Annotated in this window: 15 protein-coding genes; 3 read left to right on the top strand and 12 right to left on the bottom strand. The window is 61.9% G+C overall.

The genetic code is table 11. The features are described 5' to 3' along the window. Positions 1-51: 51 nt before the first annotated feature. The 9 genes from msrQ to mrcB form a co-directional block, all read right to left on the bottom strand. Positions 52-654: a protein-methionine-sulfoxide reductase heme-binding subunit MsrQ gene (gene msrQ, locus ACTYOL_RS03900; protein WP_063542788.1), complete on the bottom strand. Its 603-nt coding sequence runs from the start codon at positions 652-654 to the stop codon at positions 52-54. Beyond that, positions 654-1667: a protein-methionine-sulfoxide reductase catalytic subunit MsrP gene (gene msrP / locus ACTYOL_RS03895; RefSeq protein WP_153774526.1), complete on the bottom strand. Its 1014-nt coding sequence runs from the start codon at positions 1665-1667 to the stop codon at positions 654-656. The genes msrQ and msrP overlap by 1 nt, the downstream gene beginning before the upstream one ends. Before the next feature lie 78 nt (positions 1668-1745). Further along, positions 1746-2597 carry a CDP-diacylglycerol--serine O-phosphatidyltransferase gene (gene pssA, locus ACTYOL_RS03890; protein ID WP_054892580.1) on the bottom strand — a complete coding sequence of 284 codons (852 nt, stop codon included), beginning with the start codon at positions 2595-2597 and terminating at the stop codon, positions 1746-1748. Positions 2598-2748: 151 nt separating this feature from the next. Further along, a complete protein-coding gene (gene ilvC, locus ACTYOL_RS03885) occupies positions 2749-3765 on the bottom strand; it encodes a ketol-acid reductoisomerase (RefSeq protein WP_054892581.1) in 1017 nt (338 codons plus the stop codon). Between the two features lie 54 nt (positions 3766-3819). Next, positions 3820-4311: an acetolactate synthase small subunit gene (ilvN, locus tag ACTYOL_RS03880; protein WP_003250040.1), complete on the bottom strand. Its 492-nt coding sequence runs from the start codon at positions 4309-4311 to the stop codon at positions 3820-3822. A 1-nt stretch (position 4312) separates the two neighbouring features. Continuing rightward, positions 4313-6037, bottom strand: a complete 1725-nt coding sequence (locus ACTYOL_RS03875) for an acetolactate synthase 3 large subunit (protein ID WP_063546633.1) — start codon at positions 6035-6037, stop codon at positions 4313-4315. 414 nt (positions 6038-6451) lie between these two features. Next, positions 6452-6778, bottom strand: coding sequence for a YqcC family protein (locus ACTYOL_RS03870; protein ID WP_054892582.1), 327 nt, complete (start codon positions 6776-6778; stop codon positions 6452-6454). After that, positions 6775-7554 (bottom strand): tetratricopeptide repeat protein, encoded by a 780-nt coding sequence (locus ACTYOL_RS03865; RefSeq protein ID WP_197893458.1) that lies wholly within the window; start codon positions 7552-7554, stop codon positions 6775-6777. The genes ACTYOL_RS03870 and ACTYOL_RS03865 overlap by 4 nt, the downstream gene beginning before the upstream one ends. Positions 7555-7580: 26 nt before the next feature. After that, positions 7581-9902 (bottom strand): penicillin-binding protein 1B, encoded by a 2322-nt coding sequence (gene mrcB / locus ACTYOL_RS03860; protein ID WP_153774523.1) that lies wholly within the window; start codon positions 9900-9902, stop codon positions 7581-7583. Positions 9903-10016: 114 nt separating this feature from the next. Between mrcB and ACTYOL_RS03855 the strand changes: the two genes are divergently transcribed. The 3 genes from ACTYOL_RS03855 to ACTYOL_RS03845 all read left to right on the top strand — a co-directional run bounded on the left by ACTYOL_RS03855 (position 10017) and on the right by ACTYOL_RS03845 (position 12440). Beyond that, a complete protein-coding gene (locus ACTYOL_RS03855; RefSeq protein WP_444757562.1) occupies positions 10017-11579 on the top strand; it encodes a bifunctional aminoglycoside phosphotransferase/ATP-binding protein in 1563 nt (520 codons plus the stop codon). Between the two features lie 98 nt (positions 11580-11677). Then, positions 11678-12025, top strand: a complete 348-nt coding sequence (locus tag ACTYOL_RS03850; protein WP_444757561.1) for a pentapeptide repeat-containing protein — start codon at positions 11678-11680, stop codon at positions 12023-12025. A 136-nt stretch (positions 12026-12161) separates the two neighbouring features. Then, positions 12162-12440: a TfoX/Sxy family protein gene (locus ACTYOL_RS03845; RefSeq protein ID WP_054892587.1), complete on the top strand. Its 279-nt coding sequence runs from the start codon at positions 12162-12164 to the stop codon at positions 12438-12440. 203 nt (positions 12441-12643) lie between these two features. On the opposite strand, the gene ACTYOL_RS03840 is transcribed toward ACTYOL_RS03845, so the two are convergent. From ACTYOL_RS03840 to ACTYOL_RS03830, 3 genes are read right to left on the bottom strand one after another with little or no spacing between them, the layout of a single operon-like run. Beyond that, positions 12644-13543, bottom strand: coding sequence for a ChaN family lipoprotein (locus tag ACTYOL_RS03840; RefSeq protein ID WP_444757560.1), 900 nt, complete (start codon positions 13541-13543; stop codon positions 12644-12646). 9 nt (positions 13544-13552) lie between these two features. Next, positions 13553-14320: a heme ABC transporter ATP-binding protein gene (locus tag ACTYOL_RS03835; protein ID WP_444757559.1), complete on the bottom strand. Its 768-nt coding sequence runs from the start codon at positions 14318-14320 to the stop codon at positions 13553-13555. Continuing rightward, positions 14320-15303, bottom strand: coding sequence for a FecCD family ABC transporter permease (locus ACTYOL_RS03830; protein WP_178117572.1), 984 nt, complete (start codon positions 15301-15303; stop codon positions 14320-14322). Before ACTYOL_RS03830 ends, ACTYOL_RS03835 begins: the two co-directional genes overlap by 1 nt. Positions 15304-15343 lie beyond the last annotated feature (40 nt).

The raw sequence follows: 15343 nt of genomic DNA, 5'->3' as shown, positions 1-15343 counted from the left end.
TCTGAGAGAGCGTCAACCTTTTATTTCAAAAAAACGATAAGAATGAAAAGCTTAAGCGCGCCGGCCTATCAGACGGGGCACCCGCCGCCATACCGGTGGGACCCGCATCACCATCAGCAGCGCCCCTACCCCGGCATAGATAGCCCACTCCTGCAGGTCCGAACGCACAATCCACAGGAAATGCAGCAAGCCCAGGCCGAGAATCACATAGACCAGTTTGTGCAGCTTCTTCCAGCGCGCACCGAGCCGTCTCTGGCTATAACGGTTGGAGGTCACTGCCAAGGCCAGCAGCCCCAGGAAGGCGATAACCCCGACGATGATATAAGGCCGCTTGCGCAACTCGACGCCAAGCTGCCCCCAGTCGAGCCCAAGGATGAAGACCATATAGGCCGTCATGTGCAGGACGATATAGGCAAAACACCACAATCCCAGCTGTCGCCGCGCAACGATCCAACCACCCCACCCCGTCAGACGCTGCAGAGGGCTCATGCCCAAGGTCACCAGCAGGAACACCAGCGCACCGAGCCCCAACCTGTCTACCAGAATTTTCCCCGGATCCGGCCCAAGCAGGTTCGTAGCCGCCTCATACAACCACCAGGCCGGAAACAGGCAGCCAACGATGAAAATCGCCAAGCGAAACCAGGGATAACGCATCAGTAGTTCTTCCGAAGATCGAGACCGCTATAAAGAGAGGCAACCTCCTCCTCATAGCCATTGAACATCTGAGTGGTACGCACATTGGGGTTGAACAGACCACTGGGCAGCCGCCGCTCACGCGCCTGGCTCCAACGCGGGTGATCGACCTGCGGATTGACGTTGGCATAGAAGCCATACTCGTTCGGCGCCAGCCCCTGCCAAGTGGTCTTCGGTTGCTCGGCCACCAGACTGATGCGCACGATCGACTTGATGCTCTTGAACCCGTACTTCCATGGCACCACCAGACGCAGTGGTGCACCATTCTGGTTGGGCAGTTCGCGCCCATACATGCCAACCGCCAGGATCGCGAGCGGGTTCATCGCCTCATCCAGGCGCAACCCTTCCACGTAAGGCCAGTCGATCAGGGCAAAGCCCGAGCGTTGGCCCGGCATGCTCTTGGGGTCCTGCAGCGTTTCGAAACGCACATAGCGAGCCTTGGAAGTTGGCTCGACCTGCTTGAGCACCTCGGACAGCGGAAAGCCCAGCCAGGGGATGACCATCGACCAGGCCTCGACGCAACGCAGCCTATAGATGCGCTCTTCAAGCTGCAGGGGCTTGACGAAATCTTCCAGCGCGTAGCGCCCAGGCTTGCCGACCTCGCCATCGACCACCACGCTCCAGGGTTCGGTCTTGAGGCTACCGGCATTGGCCGCCGGGTCGCCCTTGTCGGGCCCGAACTCGTAGAAGTTGTTGTAGTGGGTAGCATCCTTGAACGGCGTGATTGCCTCATCCTTGACCGTCACGGCCTGCCAGCGCGTCGCACCGAGCTTGTCCTTGAACCAGCCAGGTGTCGAACCCGCTTCCACGTCAGCATAGCGTGAAGCCTCGGCGGCCTGGCCGAGCACGGGCAAAGCGCCCAACGCAAACCCGGCTAGAGAGGCACCCAAGACAGAGCGGCGAGAGAAATAGACACTTTCAGGGGTAACGTCCGATTCGTTGCAATCGGACGACTTGGGAAGCTTGATGAGCATGGCGGCTCCACAGCACTGGTGGCGGATGTACCAGTAAGACTATGGAGCCGGAGAGTTATTCCAGCATTAAATCTTTTTTCAGACTTTGCGACGACGACCGCGCAGCAAGTACTGCACTGGGCCTGAAACCGCATAGCCGAGGAAGATCAGCAGCAGAATCCGTGGTGGATCGCTGAACACCACGGCGAACACCAGCACCACGGCCAGGATCGCAACAAAAGGTACGCGCCCCTTGAGATCCAGCTCCTTGAAGCTGTTGTACTTGATATTGCTGACCATCAGCATGCCTGCTGCCGCCACCAGCAGCGCCACCAGGAACGACAGTTTCGAGCCCTGGATACCGTAGTCGCTGAAGGCCCAGACGGTACCCGCCACCACACCTGCGGCAGCCGGGCTGGCCAGACCGATGAAGTAGCGTTTGTCGGCGGTGCCGACCTGGGTGTTGAAACGCGCCAGACGCAACGCTGCGCCGGCCACATAGATGAAGGCGACCATCCAGCCGACCTTGCCCATGTCACCCAATGCCCAACCAAAGGCCAGCAGTGCCGGCGCCACACCGAAGGCAACCATGTCCGACAACGAGTCGTACTCGGCACCGAAGGCGCTCTGCGTGTTGGTCATCCGCGCCACACGGCCATCGAGGCTGTCCAGAACCATGGCGACGAAGATAGCGATAGCGGCGAAGGCGAAGTACTTGCTCGCCTCGCGCGGGTCGCCTGCGCTCAGGGCGCTCTGCGCACTGATGGAGTTGATGATCGAGTAGAAACCGGCGAACAGGTTGGCGGTGGTGAAGAGGTTGGGCAACAAGTAGATGCCGCGATGCCGGACCTTGCGCCCTTCGGCGTCGTGACCTTCCTCAACATGCTCATCGACAGGTAGCAGGCTTTCGGCGTCGGAGGGCTTGTTCGGCTCTTCGGGACGTTCGCTCATGAAATGCACCTTGCAACTGGGTGGAATAAGTTCGACAGAGGCCGGCGAAACAGGTTCTAACGGCAGGCCTCTGGTCGCTTTATACCAGAAGCTGGCTGCCTAAACGAAAAAACGCGGCCGAAGCCGCGTTTTTAATCTATCGAGGCAAGACTCAGTTCTTGGTCTTGTCGACGATCTTGTTGGCCGAGATCCAAGGCATCATCGAGCGCAGTTGCTCGCCGATGATTTCGATGCCGTGGGCGGCGTTGTTACGACGCTTGGCGGTCATCGAAGGGTAGTTGGTCGCACCTTCGCTGATGAACATCTTCGCGTATTCGCCGTCCTGGATGCGCTTCAGAGCGTTGCGCATGGCCTTGCGGGATTCTTCGTTGATAACCTCAGGGCCGGTGACGTACTCACCGTACTCGGCGTTGTTGGAGATCGAGTAGTTCATGTTGGCGATACCGCCTTCGTACATGAGGTCAACGATCAGCTTCAGCTCGTGCAGGCACTCGAAGTAGGCCATTTCAGGCGCGTAGCCTGCTTCGACCAGGGTTTCGAAACCGGCCTTGACCAGCTCGACGGTACCGCCGCACAGAACGGCCTGCTCACCGAACAGGTCGGTTTCGGTCTCGTCCTTGAAGGTGGTTTCGATGATGCCGGTACGGCCACCACCGACGCCAGCGGCGTACGACAGTGCGACGTTCTTGGCGTTGCCCGAAGCGTCCTGGTAGACCGCGATCAGGTCAGGAATACCGCCGCCCTTGACGAACTCGGAGCGCACGGTGTGGCCCGGAGCCTTCGGCGCGATCATGATCACGTCGAGGTCGCCACGTGGAACGACCTGGTTGTAGTGGATCGAGAAGCCGTGGGAGAAGGCCAGGGTCGCGCCTTTCTTGATGTTCGGTTCGATCTCGTTCTTGTACAGGGTGCCCTGGAATTCGTCCGGGGTCAGGATCATGACCAGGTCGGCAGCAGCGACGGCGGTGGCGACGTCAGCGACTTTCAGGCCGTGGGCTTCTGCCTTGGCAACGGTAGCCGAACCTTTACGCAGACCGACGGTAACGTCTACACCGGAGTCTTTCAGGTTGCACGCCTGGGCGTGACCCTGGGAGCCGTAACCGATGATGGCGACTTTCTTGCCCTGGATGATGGAGAGGTCGCAGTCTTTGTCGTAGAACACTTTCATGGAAATACCCCTGGTTATATCTCGGCCCCGCAGGACCATCGCTAATTGGTGAAGTTAGATGCTGAGTACTTTGTCGCCACGGGCAATGCCGGTGACGCCGCTGCGCACGGTTTCGAGAATCGAAGCGGTGCCGATCGCCTGGATGAAGCTGTCCAGCTTATCGCTGGTGCCGCTCAGTTGCACGGTATACACACTGGCGGTGACATCGACGATCTGCCCACGGAAAATATCCGTGGTGCGCTTGATTTCGGCGCGCTGGGCGCCAGTAGCCTTGACCTTTACCAGCATCAGTTCGCGCTCGATATGAGCGCTCTCCGACAGGTCGACCAGCTTGACCACCTCTACCAGCTTGTTCAGGTTCTTGGTGATCTGCTCGATCACTTCGTCATGACCCACGGTGGTGAGGGTGAGACGCGACAGGGTCGGGTCCTCGGTCGGTGCAACCGTCAGGCTTTCGATGTTGTAGTTGCGCTGGGAGAACAGACCGACCACGCGCGACAAGGCACCAGGTTCGTTTTCCAGCAGCAGGGAAATGATGTGCCGCATATCAGGTACGCTCCGTCTTGCTCAGCCACATGTCACGCATCGAGCCGTCCTTGATCTGCATCGGGTAGACGTGCTCGGTCCGGTCGACCGCGATGTCGATGAACACCAGGCGGTCCTTCATCGCAAAGGCCTCTTCCAGTTTCGGCTTGAGGTCTTTGAGGCTGGTGATGCGGATACCCACATGGCCATAGGCCTCGGCCAGCTTGATGAAGTCAGGCAGCGACTCGACGTAGGAATGCGAGTGACGACCGTTGTAGGACATGTCCTGCCATTGGCGAACCATGCCCAGCACCCCGTTGTTCAGGTTGACGATCTTCACCGGCAGGCCGTACTGCATGCAGGTGGACAGCTCCTGGATGTTCATCTGGATGCTGCCTTCGCCAGTGACACAGGCCACGTCCTGGTCCGGGAAGTTGAGCTTGACGCCCATGGCTGCCGGGAAACCGAAGCCCATGGTGCCCAGGCCACCGGAGTTGATCCAGCGGTTGGGTTTGTTGAAGCGGTAGTACTGCGCCGCGAACATCTGGTGCTGACCTACGTCGGAGGTGACGAAGGCATCGCCATGGGTCACTTCGCACAGGGTCTCGATGACCTGCTGAGGCTTGATGACACTGCCGTCGCCCTTGTCGTAAGGGAACAGGCCGCGGTCACCGCGCCACTCATCAATCTGCTTCCACCAGGCATCGAGGGCCGCCTTTTCAGGCTTCTCGCCGATTTCCTTGAGGATGGCCAGCATCTCGCTGAGCACGCTCTCGACCGGCCCCACGATCGGCACGTCGGCCTTGATCATCTTCGAGATCGACGCAGGGTCGATGTCGATGTGGATGATCTTGGCGTTCGGGCAGAACTTGGCCGGGCCGTTGACCACACGGTCATCGAAGCGCGCACCCACGGCGAGGATCACGTCGGCATTGTGCATCGCCAGGTTGGCGGTGTAGCTGCCGTGCATGCCCAGCATGCCGAGGAACTGGCGATCGGTACCCGGGAAGCCACCCAGCCCCATCAGGGTGTTGGTGACCGGCAGGTTCAGGGACTTGGCGATTTCGGTCAGGGCTTCGGAGCCGCCACCGAGAATCACGCCGCCGCCGGAATAGACGATCGGACGCTTGGCGGCCAGGAGCATCTCGGCGGCCTTGCGGATTTGGCCGGAGTGGCCACGGACCGCAGGGCTGTAGGAGCGCAGCTTGACCTTTTTCGGGTAGACGTATTCGAACTTCTCGGCCGGGTTGGTCATGTCTTTTGGAATGTCGACCACGACCGGACCTGGGCGACCGGATTGCGCCAGGTAGAACGCTTTTTTCAGAACTTCCGGAATCTCGGTGGGGTTCTTGATCATGAAGCTGTGCTTCACGATCGGCCGGGAGATCCCGATCATGTCGGTTTCCTGGAAGGCATCGGTGCCGACCATGGTGCTGGGCACCTGGCCAGACAGGATGACCATCGGGATGGAATCCATGTAGGCGGTGGCGATACCGGTAATAGCGTTGGTCGCACCGGGACCGGAGGTCACCAGGACCACGCCAGCCTTGCCGGTGGCACGGGCGTAACCGTCTGCCATGTGAGTGGCAGCCTGCTCATGACGCACCAGGATGTGCTGGACTTCCGGTTCCTTGAACAGGGCATCGTAAACATGAAGGAGAGCACCACCAGGGTACCCGTAGATGTGCTTAACGCCTTCGTCACGCAAGAAGCGGACGACCATCTCAGCGCCAGATAAAAGCTCCACGTTGTTCACCTCTAAAACGCCAGAATACCGCCCCATCCGGGCGGGTCTTAATAGGTTTACTGCCAAGCAGAGCATGAGCGAACGTCAGCACTGACTGAGCAAGTATTGGGATCGCCCCAGAGTGTTGCGGGGTTTTCCCACCCAGCGCGAGGTAACGCGTTGCGGGGTGTAGCGAGTCGGCGCGGGTGTGCGCCTCATGATCTGCCTAGCGGGTCTGCTTCTGGCAGTCCCCCTACAGCGGAAACTGGATTCTTCTGATTCGCCGCCCTCAAGTCAAGAAAAATTATTGCCAATTTTTCCCTGAGATGAATTCCCACCACCACGAAAAAGGACACCAGCAGCAGGAAATTAAAGATTTCCATAAAAAAGGGCCACAATCTGCGGCCCTTGAAGGAAAAAGAGAAGAAATCAGGCTCAAGCGGCGATCAATCGATCGAATGCTGCCAGCAGGCGGCGAAGTTCGCGGCTTTCTTCCGGACGGTCGGTGAAGACCGTCTCGGCCATGATCAGGATCCCAGATGCACTGGGCAGAGGATGGCCATGCTCAAGAATAAGCTTCATCCGCGGCAGGAAAATCCACTGCAGCCACTGCTCGAACGCAAGCGTATCGACTGCGAACGGTACGGTGCTGGCCAGGGCGCTTTCGCCAGGAGACACCTCGTCCCACCAGCCACGGACCTGAAGCTCACGCTCGATCAGCAACAGGTGGTCGGCAATATCGAGAATGCGCTGTTCCATCACGAAGCGGTCCGCGCCTTCTGCCGTGCCAAGGCGGCGCCGGCACTGTCACCCTGCTTCTCGCGAGCCTGGGCGATGATGTTCCACAGCTCGGCCTGCAGATCAGGACGACCGTTGGCATACGTCAGTGCCCGGCGAGCGAGTTGCTCGGATTGTGCAGCGTCACCTTGCGACAGACGCACCTGAGCCAGGCGGAACAGCACCTGCGGCTCACGCGGTGCGATGCGCTGGGCACGCTCCAGGCTGGACGAAGCACCGTTGAGGTCTCCGCTGCCCTGCTGCTGTTGGGCGGTGGTCAGCAATGCCAGTACCGGACCGTCCAGCTGCTCATCGGCGGACAACCCGCCCCCACTGCTGCGCGGAATACCGGTAGGCGCACGAGTGGCAGCGGCCGGGGCGCTGTTCATCGACGCGATGTCGAAAGGTTCGTCACCTGCCGGATTAGGGTTGGTGGTGATCGGCCCGCTACTGACCGGTCCCGGGGTGATCGGGCCGGTGCTCAGCGGTGCAGAGCCGGTCTGGGCCGGGAAGGTCTGGATCGGCGATGCGCCCGCGCCCTGCGGGATCATCACCGTGACCCCGGAATCCTCAGGCAGGGACTGGGCCTGGGACGTACCATTGCTGCCGGGGGAGACCGGCGCGCCACGGTTGGCCGAGACACGCTCGCTGTTCGAGACCCGTGTACTCGAATCGACCACCGGAATGGCGCCACGCGGGACGCTGGCGCAGCCGTGCAGCACGGCCAGCGCCGTCAAGGCAGGAAACCACCACTTGTTCACTTCACACCCTCTTCAATACAGGCCGCTCAATTCATCCAGCCCTTGACCCAGTCCATGACCGACTCGGCAGGATTCTGTTCGCCACCGCAAGTCGTACCGGCAGGTGGTTCGCTCCCACGAATATACGGCATCTGCACCGCTCCCGGACAGCTACCGTCGGAGCCCTGGGCGCTGTGCGGATCGATCCAGGCCTTCACCACGTTATCCGGCTGCGGCATGTCCAGCGGCAGCGGGTCGGCCTTGCGCATGAAGCTGGTCCAGACCTGCAACGCGCCGGTGGCGCCGGTGAACGGGGTCTTGCCATTGTCGTCGCGGCCAAGCCAGACCACTGCCAGCAGGTCCTGGCTGAAGCCCGAGAACCAGCTGTCGCGCGAGTCGTTGCTGGTACCGGTCTTGCCCGCCAGCGTCAGATTGTTCGGCAGCACGTTGTACACCGAGCGGCCGGTACCCTCGCGCATCACCCGCTGCATGGCGTTCTGCACCAGGTAGATCGCACCCGGATCGAAGGTCTGCTGGATCTGGAACGGGTAGCGCTTGAGCGGCTCGCCTTCGGCGGTCAGCACGCTGCGAATCCCGCGCATCGGTGTATTGAAGCCGCCGTTGGCGATGGTCTGGTACATGGTCGCGACCTGCATCGGCGACATGCCGCCAGCGCCCAGCAGCATCGACGGGAACGCCGGCCAGTCGACCTTGACACCCAGCCGGCCGATGGTCTTGATGACGTTGGGCACGCCCACCTCAAGGCCCAGCTTGGCGGTTGACAGGTTGTAGGAGTTGGCCAGCCCCTGATACAGGTAGATAGTGCCGTGGGAGCGTCGGTCGTAGTTCTGCGGGCGCCATACCTGGCCATCGGCGCCCTTGACCGAAAACGGTTCGTCCTGCACCCAGCTGGTCAGGGTGTACTTGCTCGGCTGCTCCAGCGCAGTCAGATAGACCGCTGGCTTGACCAGCGAACCGATCGGCCTGACCGCGTCGATGGCGCGGTTGAAGCCGGCGAAGCCCGACTGACGGCTGCCGATCAGCGCCTGCACTTCGCCGGTTTCCGGGTTGGTCACCACCATCGCCGACTCGACCTCGTCGGCGCCCTTGCGGCCGGCCAGGCGCTTGAAGGTTTCACTCATCGCGGTTTCGGCCTTCATCTGCAGGATCGGGTCGAAACTGGTGAAGATACGCAAGCCTTCTTCGGTCAGGTCTTCGTCGCGATAGTCCTGGCGTAGCTGACGCTTGACCAGGTCGAGGAAAGCCGGGAAAGAACTATCGGCCAGGCTGCCGCGCTTGGTCACGCCCAGCGGCATCTTCTTCGCCGCATCGACCACTTCCTGGCTGGCCACGCCCTGCTCGGCGAGCAGGTCGAGCACCAGGTTACGCCGTTGCAGAGCGCGCTCAGGGTAGCGGCGCGGGTTGTAGTAGGACGGCCCCTTGACCATACCTACCAGCAGGGCAATCTGGTGCAGCTTGAGCTCCGACAGCGGCTGGCTGAAGAAGAACTGGCTGGCCAGGCCGAAACCATGCACCGCGCGCTGGCCGTCCTGACCGACAAACACTTCGTTCAGATAGGCCTCGAGAATCTCGCGCTTGTCGTAGTGCATTTCCAGCAGCACGGCCATCATCGCCTCGGTCAGCTTGCGGCTGAGGCTGCGTTCGTTGGTCAGGAAGAAGTTCTTCACCAACTGCTGCGTGAGCGTACTGCCGCCCTGGCGCATGGCCCCGGACGACGTATTGACCCACACCGCCCGCGCGATCGACTTGGGCGAAACACCGAAGTGGCTGTAGAAATCGCGGTCTTCGGTGGCGATCAAGGTCTCGAGCAGGTATGGCGGCACCTGGTCGATATTGATCAGGATGCGGTCTTCGAGATTCTTCGGGTAGATACCACCGATCATCAACGGTTCCAGGCGCACCACGTCGAGCTTGCCACCGTTGGCCCCTGCCAGCCCCGCGACATAATCGCCGGAGAAACGTACACGCACGAACTGCGCAGGCTCCATGCCCTCGTAGAACTGGAAGCCTCGGGTATTGAGATCGACGTTGCCGCCGTTGACCGAGGCCTCGCCCGGACCATTGGCCGTTGCCTCGCGGCGGTAACCCAGGGCATCGAGTTCGGTGAGGAAGTCGTCCTTGCTCAGCTTCTGGCCGACGAACAGCTCCAGCGGCCGGGCATACACCTTGGCCGGGATGGTCCAGCGCTTGCCGGAGAACTTCTCCTGGACGACGGCATCGAGGTAGACCGCAAAGCCGGCGATCACCACCAGGCCGACCAGGCTGAGCTTGAGAGCCCAGCCCAGCCAGACGCGGGAGCGGCTGGGCGGACGTTTCTTGGGGGTTCGGGAATTTCGGGTACGAGTCATGGCGGCGGATTATACGCACTTTGCAAAGGCAGGGGACGCCCTCCGGCGGTATGCAGGGGCGGCTCCATTGACCATAATGTCGCCTCCGAATTCCCTGACCCCGGAAGGATCTCCGTGAGCCAAGCCCTGATCAGCGCGCTGCAGAACCCCGCCCTCTACCCCCACGCCGTAGAAGGCTTCCAGCTCATCGAGACGCACATCTCCTGGGTTCTACTCACTGGCGAATACGCCTACAAGATCAAGAAGCCGATGAACTTCGGCTTCCTCGATTTCACCGGTCTGGACCAGCGCCAGCATTTCTGTAACGAAGAATTGCGCCTGAACCAGCGCCTGACCGAAGGCCTGTACCTGGAAGTACTGCCGATCACCGGCAGCGCCGAAGCACCGCAGCTCGGTGGCGAAGGTGAGCCGATCGAGTTCGCCCTGAAGATGCGCCAGTTCCCCCAGGGTCAGATGCTCAGCACCCTGCAAGCCAACGGCGAGCTGAACGCCGGCCACATTGACCAGATGGCCCGGCAGATCGCCGAATTCCACCTGCAAGCGCCGAAAGTGCCGGTCGATCACCTACTGGGCACGCCGGAAGCGGTAATGGCGCCGGTCGAGCAGAACTTCGAGCAGATCCGCCCGTTCCTTACCGACAAGGCCGACCTGCAGCAACTCGACGCCCTGCAAGCCTGGGCCCGCAGCAGCTTCGAACGCCTGCATGGCCTGCTCGAGGCGCGCAAGGCCAATGGTTTCATCCGCGAGTGCCACGGCGACATCCACCTGGGTAACGCCACCCTGATCGACGGCAAGGTGGTGATCTTCGACTGCATCGAATTCAACGAGCCGTTCCGCCTGACCGATGTGTACGCCGACACCGCTTTCCTGGCCATGGACCTGGAAGACCGCGGCCTGAAATGCCTGGCCCGGCGCTTCGTCAGCCAGTACCTGGAACTGACCGGCGACTACGAAGGCCTGGAACTGCTGAATTTCTACAAGGCCTACCGTGCACTGGTACGCGCCAAGGTCGCCCTGTTCAGCCTGTCGCCCGATGCCGATGGCGTGCAGCGCGCCACGACCCTGCGCACCTATCGCAACTACGCCAACCTGGCAGAGAGCTACAGCGCCATCCCCTCGCGCCTGCTGGCCATCACCCATGGCGTATCCGCCGTCGGCAAGAGCCATGTGGCGATGCGCCTGGTCGAGTCGCTGGGGGCGATCCGCGTACGTTCGGATGTCGAGCGCAAGCGCCTGTATGGCGAGCAGCAGTCGCAGAATTCCGGCCAACTGCAAGGAGGCATCTATGACCAGGATGCCAGCATCGCCACCTACCAGCGCCTGAATGAGTTGGCCGCTACCATCCTGCGCGCCGGCTTCCCGGTCGTGCTCGATGCCACCTACCTCAAGCGCGAGCAGCGCAAGGCGGCAGCCGAAGTTGCCAACAGCACCGGCGTCCCCTTCCTGATCCTCGACTGCCAGGCGCCCGAAGCGGTCATCATCAGCTGGCTGGAGCAGCGTCAGACAGAAAATGTCGATCCGTCCGATGCCACCCTGGAAGTGGTCAAGGCCCAGCAAGCCAGCCGCGACCCATTGGACGAAGAGGAGGCCGTGCACGGCAAGCGGGTCGACACCCATGAAAGCGCCAGCATGGACCAACTCATCGAGCAGATCCGCCAGCGCCTGCCTGGTCTCTGACCTGCAAGGCGTGAAGCAGTCCACAGTTCGCGCCTGATCTTCGGCGCCACCTCAGTGATGGCATTACAATATCATCACAACCCTGAGGAGGCGCCGTCATGAACCAGCCCCGGCAACTGGACAACGCCCTGTACACCTTGGTGCGCGAGGAACAGATCGCCACCTTCAACCGCGAGAAGCCTGTCGACGGCCCCATCGATTTTCGCGGTGGTGATTTCCGAGGCCTTGACCTGCGCAACCTCGACGTACGCGGCATCGATTTCACCGACGCCTACTTCCATGCAGCCGACCTGCGCGGGCTGGATCTACGCGAAACGGGCATGGAAGGTGCCAGCATCTCCCACGCGCAGATCTCCGGGACCTACTTCCCGGGCGACCTGAGCGCTGACGAAATCCTCATGTCCCTGAAGTTCGGTACGCGCATGCGTTATCGTCCGAAGGGCTGAGCCTGACATTTCTGGACACAGCATCCCGTCGCCCTCACATGGCAAAAGGCCGCGTATTCGCCCAGCCCCGCTACACTCCTCTCTGACCTGCTCGCGATTTATCCACAGACCCGTTCGGCCATCGCAAGGAGGCTCGATGAACGATGAGTTGCAGCATCTGAAGAATCTAGGCAAGACCTCTGCGCAATGGTTGCATGCCGCCGGCATCCACAGCGCTTCGGATTTGCGCCGCCTGGGCGCGGTCGGGGCTTACCAGGCCGTGAAAACACGGGGCTTCCGTGCTTCGAAAGTATTGCTGTACGCCATCGAAGGCGCACTGCTGGATATGCATTGGAACGATCTGCCCGCCGAACGCAAGCAGGCACTGAACCAGCAACTGGACGCCAAGACCCCGCCGCAAAAAAAAGCAGAATAATCGAAGAAAGGGTATTGACCTCTAAATGAGAATCGTTATGATTATCACAACTGGTCGCGAGACTGGTTGGATAAACTGAAAGCCCCTGGTTCGGACTCTCAGATTATCTCCTCATCAGGCTAATCACGGTTATTGACCCGGCAATTTGCCGGGTCTTTTTTTGCCTGCAGCTTTGCAGGCAGACATCCTGTGCGGCGTGGTGACTACCCGCCGCGCAGCTGAGCACAGTAATCCTGCTCAGGCAGTGCCGCGGTGTACCACACGTAGTCCGCCATCCCTGCCTCGACCTTCTGCCCGACTTCGGCCAGCAACAGCACACGGGTATCGCCCTGCGCCTGCAGATCGATCAAATGCAGCGGCACACCCAAGTCCTTGCGCGCGTGGTAGGCGCCGGCCAGCAAGAGTGCAGGCTGCGGTGCCGCGAGCAGACGCTCGGCCATGTGTCGGTCCCTTTGCTGCTGGATGACCAGCATGGCCGGCAACTGGCTTTCCGGCAGCAATCCGCAATGGCCTTCGCGCACTTGCTCCAGCAGGGCAGCCTTCACCTGCGGGGCATTCGAACGCACGCCGCTCAGCACGGGCTGTCGGCGATAGGCCTCACGCATTGCCTCGGGGCTCAGGTCGCCAGCCAACAAAACCCCAGGGCCTTTCAGGGCCTCGCGCACGATCGGGGCGTATATCTGCCAATCCCAACCCTGCTGCCAGTCCAGTGCTGCGGGCAAATCGCTCGGAAGCTGCGCCTGACGCTGCACCTTGTCGATCAGCGGCTGCTGGGCAGGCTGGAGCATCTCCAGCACCACGCTGCCTTGCGGCCTGGCGGTCTGCAAAGCCTGCAGCAGCCATCGCTGCAGCGCATGATGATCGGGGTTATCGTGTTTTTCGCCGACCAGTATTCGCGGCACATCGCTCAAAGCCTGAACCAGCTCATCCGGCGTCAGGACACGCCCACTGGGCAACGCCTGTATCTGACCGAGCGTCGGCTCGTTCAGCCCTTGGCTGCTCTGCCAGGCTGGCAACTCTGGCAATGCAGGGCGATGTACCTGGCAACCCGAAATCGTCAAGAACACGCTCATCGACAGGCCGAACAGCAAGGCATAGCGCATCGAGGGCTCCTAGCGGGTGATGATCAGCGGGTGGCCACGCTCCGGATGGGCCTGCACGAGCACATCGATACCGAAGACGGCCTTGAGCGCCTGCGGAGTCAGCACCCGGGCCGGTGTATCGAGCGCGTGGCTGCGCCCCTGTTCCAGCAGCAGAATAGCGTCACAGTAGCGCGCGGCAAGGTTCAGGTCGTGCAGGATCACCAGCACTGCCGCACCGTGGTCGGCAAAACTGCGCACCGCCTGCAACGTGGTGTGCTGGTGCAACGGATCGAGGGCCGAGGTCGGCTCATCCAGCAGCAGCGTCGCCCCCTCCTCCCCTGGCCACAGCTGCGCCAGCACCCGGGCCAGATGAACACGCTGACGCTCGCCGCCGGACAACGCGAGGTAACTGCGTTCGACCAGGTGCCAGGCATCGGCCGCTTTAAGTGCCGCCTCGACGATCTCCCGGTCGCGCTGCTGGCCACTACCGTGGGGCAACCGGCCCAGGCCCACCACTTCTTCGACACTGAAGGCAAAGCCCAGGCTGGACACCTGCGGCAACACCGCCAGACGTCGCGCGCGCTCCTGCCCCGACCAGTGTGCCAACGCCCGCCCTTGCAGCAGGACTTGCCCCTGGCTCGGTGCCAGCTCGCCACACAATGCCCCCAGCAAGCTGCTCTTGCCCGCCCCGTTGGGGCCTAGCACACCCAGGACCTGCCCAGGTCTGAGATGCAGGTCGATACCGTGCAGCACCTCGGTGCTGCCGCGCTTGAGCGACAAGTCTTTGACTTCGAGCATCAGCGCCCCCTCCTGACCAGCAGGAACAGGAAGAACGGAGCACCAATGAAGGCCGTCACGATCCCGATCGGCAGCTCCGCGGGTGCCAACGCCAAGCGTGCCACCAGATCAGCGAACAGCAGCAGAGCGCCCCCCGCCAGCAACGACGCGGGCAACAGCACGCGATGATCAGGCCCCGCAACCAGACGCACCAGGTGCGGAACCACCAGACCAATGAAGCCGATCAGGCCCGCTGCCGCCACTGCCGCGCCAACACCCAGGGCAGTGCAGAACACCAGTTCGCGCTTGAGCCCTTCTACATCGATGCCCAGGTGACGCGCTTCGGACTCACCTAGCAACAACGCGTTCAACGCCTGCGCCCGACGCGGCAGCCACAAGGTTACCCCCAGAGCCACCAGCAGCAGTGGCCACAGGCGCTGATAGCTGGCGCCGTTGAGGCTGCCCAGGTTCCAGAACGTCAGAGTGCGCAAGGTGGCGTCGTCGGCCAGGTAGGTGAACAACCCGACCGCCGAGCCGCCGAGGGCGGTCATGGCGATACCGGCCAGCAGCATGGTAGCCACGTCGGTTTGCCCATTGCGCCGCCCCAGGCGATAGACCAATGCCGTAACACCAAGCCCGCCGATGAAGGCACAAAGCGACAGGAGGTAGGGTGCGAACCACTCCGGTATGCCACCCAGCCAGGCACCGCCGACAATGGCCACGGCGGCGCCGAGCGCCGCGCCGCTGGCAACCCCGACCAGGCCAGGATCCGCCAACGGGTTACGAAATAGCCCCTGCATGGCGACCCCGGACAGCGCAAGCACCGCACCGACGGCCAGCCCCAGGAGCGTGCGCGGCAAGCGGATCTGCCCGAGAATCAGCTCAGCTTGCTCAAGACCCTCCCGCTCGACGGGCATCCCCAGCAGCCGCAATCCGGCGCGCAGGATATCGCCCAGCGGCAGGCTGACCGGCCCCAGCGCCAGCGACAGCCACACCGCCAGCAGGCACAGGAATGTCAGACCGATGAACAGCGTACGCGGCTGG

This window comes from Pseudomonas sp. A014, from assembly GCF_052378495.1.
Lineage (GTDB): Bacteria > Pseudomonadota > Gammaproteobacteria > Pseudomonadales > Pseudomonadaceae > Aquipseudomonas > Aquipseudomonas machongensis.
Note: the sequence above shows the minus strand (reverse complement) of the source record. Positions and strands in the feature narration are given on the sequence as shown.

Coding starts and splice junctions, on each gene's coding strand:
- msrQ (WP_063542788.1), bottom strand. CDS start 654: ATGCGTTATCCCTGGTTTCGCTTGGCGATTTTCATCGTTGGCTGCCTG.
- msrP (WP_153774526.1), bottom strand. CDS start 1,667: ATGCTCATCAAGCTTCCCAAGTCGTCCGATTGCAACGAATCGGACGTT.
- ilvC (WP_054892581.1), bottom strand. CDS start 3,765: ATGAAAGTGTTCTACGACAAAGACTGCGACCTCTCCATCATCCAGGGC.
- ACTYOL_RS03845 (WP_054892587.1), top strand. CDS start 12,162: ATGAACGATGAGTTGCAGCATCTGAAGAATCTAGGCAAGACCTCTGCG.
- ilvN (WP_003250040.1), bottom strand. CDS start 4,311: ATGCGGCACATCATTTCCCTGCTGCTGGAAAACGAACCTGGTGCCTTG.
- ACTYOL_RS03835 (WP_444757559.1), bottom strand. CDS start 14,320: ATGCTCGAAGTCAAAGACTTGTCGCTCAAGCGCGGCAGCACCGAGGTG.
- pssA (WP_054892580.1), bottom strand. CDS start 2,597: ATGAGCGAACGTCCCGAAGAGCCGAACAAGCCCTCCGACGCCGAAAGC.
- ACTYOL_RS03850 (WP_444757561.1), top strand. CDS start 11,678: ATGAACCAGCCCCGGCAACTGGACAACGCCCTGTACACCTTGGTGCGC.
- mrcB (WP_153774523.1), bottom strand. CDS start 9,902: ATGACTCGTACCCGAAATTCCCGAACCCCCAAGAAACGTCCGCCCAGC.
- ACTYOL_RS03840 (WP_444757560.1), bottom strand. CDS start 13,543: ATGCGCTATGCCTTGCTGTTCGGCCTGTCGATGAGCGTGTTCTTGACG.